The 2,951-nt window shown below is 48.7% G+C and carries 4 protein-coding genes; 2 read left to right on the top strand and 2 right to left on the bottom strand.

What is annotated here, in order from left to right; all coding sequences use genetic code 11:
* Nucleotides 1–105, top strand: a 105-nt coding sequence (locus ABJP42_RS16925; protein ID WP_348342086.1) for an integrase core domain-containing protein, incomplete at its 5' end; no start/stop codon positions are given.
* Nucleotides 106–150: 45 nt separating this feature from the next.
* Here the strand turns inward: ABJP42_RS16925 and ABJP42_RS16920 are convergent.
* Nucleotides 151–1,761 carry a PAS domain-containing sensor histidine kinase gene (locus tag ABJP42_RS16920; RefSeq protein ID WP_348342438.1) on the bottom strand — a complete coding sequence of 537 codons (1,611 nt, stop codon included), beginning with the start codon at nt 1,759–1,761 and terminating at the stop codon, nt 151–153.
* 541 nt (nt 1,762–2,302) lie between these two features.
* On the opposite strand from ABJP42_RS16920, the gene ABJP42_RS16915 reads away from it, so the two are divergent.
* Nucleotides 2,303–2,842: an HNH endonuclease gene (locus tag ABJP42_RS16915; protein ID WP_348342436.1), complete on the top strand. Its 540-nt coding sequence runs from the start codon at nt 2,303–2,305 to the stop codon at nt 2,840–2,842.
* 3 nt (nt 2,843–2,845) lie between these two features.
* On the opposite strand, the gene ABJP42_RS16910 is transcribed toward ABJP42_RS16915, so the two are convergent.
* Nucleotides 2,846–2,951: integrase core domain-containing protein (locus ABJP42_RS16910; RefSeq protein WP_348342086.1), on the bottom strand; the 106-nt coding region annotated here is incomplete at its 5' end.

The raw sequence follows: 2,951 nt of genomic DNA, 5'->3' as shown, positions 1-2,951 counted from the left end.
TGGAGGAGCCATTACAACACCAAACGACCCCATAGTGCATTGGGCTACCGCCCACCTGCGCCAGAGGCCATCGTTCCGATGGACCAAAGGCCAATCATGCACTAACTTTCAAGTTGGACCACTCAAGTGGGGCTGCTCAGTAACAACACCTTAAGCCATCGTGCCTAGGCAAGTTAGTAGCTCATGCTTTCGAAACGGCTTTGACAAAAAGCCATTCATGCCGATTTCAGTGCATGCTCTCATATCGCTTTTCTGTGCATTTGCGGTTAGAGCAATAATCCGACACTTCGTTCGTCCAGTATCTTTCTCGTGCTGCCTTATCCGCCGGGTCGCCTCAAGACCGCCCATAACCGGCATAGATAGATCCATCAGTATCAAATCGTATTCTGAAGCGAGATAGGCTTCGAGCGCAAGAGCTCCATTTGCCACAAAGTGGAGTTCTGCACCTGATTTCTTGAGCATTTTTTCAACAACTAACTGGTTTGTCTTGTTGTCTTCGGCCACAAGAATTTGCATCCCCCCTAATCCTTGATCCTTTGTTCTCGCTGGAAAATCAGTTGTTCCAGTGGGGCTTGGGGCGAGCTGAACTGACGCAGTTTTTTCTTCTTCAGGAGGTGACACAACAGACATTTCTGGCTGAGTTTCCAGGTCAAGACATAAAGAAAATGTTGAGCCCTGACCGGGCGTAGATTTGACCGAAATCTCCCCCCCCATTCGCTCAACCAAAGCCTGTGAAATCGCAAGTCCTAGCCCCGTTCCTTCGGAAAGCATCTTTGGCGAGCCATCCGCTTGTTCAAAGGCCGAGAAGATGGAGCGCAGTTTGCTTTCCTCAATTCCGCAGCCAGTGTCAGAAATCTCAAACCGGACCGGGCCTGACAATGCCACGTTTTCCTGGGAAACCGTGACTGAAATATGCCCTTCTTCAGTGAACTTTATCGCGTTACCGATCAAATTCAAAAGGATTTGGCGGACTTTGTTCGCGTCCCCGATAAACTTGGATGAGACCTTTTCAGGGTAGGTTACTCGAAAATCCAACCCTTTGTAGGCCGTCTTGGCAGAAAGCAATACAGCGATTTCCTCAACAAGAACACGCAGTGAAAAAGATTCATGGTTCAACGAGACTTTGTCTGCCGTGATCTGTGAAAAATCTAGCACCTCGTTGATGATTTCTAGCAAGGCATTGGTGGAATTAAAGATCGTATTAGCAAAGAGAGACTGCTCATGGTCCAAGTTGGTCTCTTTCAGAAGCTCACAAATGCCAAGAATACCGTTCATGGGTGTCCTGATTTCATGGCTCATATTGGCCAGAAACCTTTCTTTGGCCTTGTTAGCTTCTTCCGCCTTTTCCTTGGCTATCCGGGTTAGCTCTAAAGCTGCATCGCGTTCACGTTCAGAGGTCACATCTTCGGTACAACCAACCAAATGGGTCAGTTTCCCTGCCGGGTCAAAAACAGGGGTCATTGTCGTGAGAATGTGCCGTGTCCCCTGGACCGCAGGCAAATCAATTTCGTATTTGGTTTCTTTGGCAGTCAGCGCCACACTTTTATGGATCGCAAGGGCTCTCTCTCCGGTAGAACCACCGAAAATCTCCAAAGCAGATTTCCCGAACCAGCCTTTTTCAGGAATTTTTGTAAACTCGCGCGAGCGCTTGTTAATTGCGATGTATCGGGGGATCCCGTCGTCGCCGACCTCCAAAACGATTACAGCCATGCCCACAGCATCCAATATGGCATAGAGTTCGTTCACTTGCAGTTGATTCACGCGTCATTTCCTCTGCGCACTAGAACACATGATCGATTTTCCGGGTGCCATGTGCATACCTGAACCTAACCTGATATCAAGTTTCTCCTAACCAAATTTGAATGTGGCAGTCGGGACGGGGCGCGTAGGCAGCTTTATCTGGCTGACGAAATTCACCTAAAATGCGGACTGCACATCGTTGCCGCTCGTCTAGGGCGTAACATTCGAGAGACCTAGGATTTCTCGTGAATGGCAGCTTACAGGAACCTAGTAACAGAACGCTACGCTTGCGGTGCGGTCGCTGCCGTTGCCATCCGCCAATGTCCGGACAGGGCTGACAGCAGTCATCTACGTTTCTTGAAGGTTCGCGTGACAATCGCGGCGCATGGACAACGGCGGCTATGCGCAGACAGCGGGCTTTGCAAAGTCGGAGGGGGTGACCTAAATTGCTGTCACGGACGACCCTCAGCTACAGTTGAAGTTAGCGAGATATGTGGCATCTTGACAAGTTATCGATCACCCTGCGGGTGTGGGCATCCGATAACTAAAATTAGTGAGCAATATGATAGAAAAACGCTGCATAATCACAGGTCAACTTATTACAAACGAAAACGACTCAGAAGCGCATGTTATACCTAGTGCTCTTGGCGGACGACTGAAACCTTTAGGAATTTTATGCAAAGACGCCAACTTGAAAATAGGAGATAAAATCGATCTGCCCCTAATTAAAGCGTTTCAAGCTGTCATGAGCTTGCTCAACGCTTCACGAGATCGCGGTAACAATCAACCTGTAAAGATGACTGATAACAGCGGTGACGAATACTCATTTCAGTTCGGAGAGCCCCTAAAAGCTACGAAACCTGTTTATAGTGAAACACTAATTGATGACCGTCTACATGTTCAGATTAGCGCCAGCAGCAAAAAAGAGGCGAGAACTTTGTTAGGTCGGGTCAGGAAAAAAATACCAAATTTTGACGTTGATGAGGCAATGACACAAGCAACCACCGAACAAAGATGGCCAGACGGAATGCTTAAGTTTGGGATCGAAGTTGGGCCTAGATCTGTGTTCCCTGAGCAGCCCCACTTGAGTGGTCCAACTTGAAAGTTAGTGCATGATTGGCCTTTGGTCCATCGGAACGATGGCCTCTGGCGCAGGTGGGCGGTAGCCCAATGCACTATGGGGTCGTTTGGTGTTGTAATGGCTCCTCCAT

This window comes from Pseudophaeobacter sp. (genome assembly GCF_039971195.1).
Lineage (GTDB): Bacteria > Pseudomonadota > Alphaproteobacteria > Rhodobacterales > Rhodobacteraceae > Pseudophaeobacter.
Note: the sequence above shows the minus strand (reverse complement) of the source record. Positions and strands in the feature narration are given on the sequence as shown.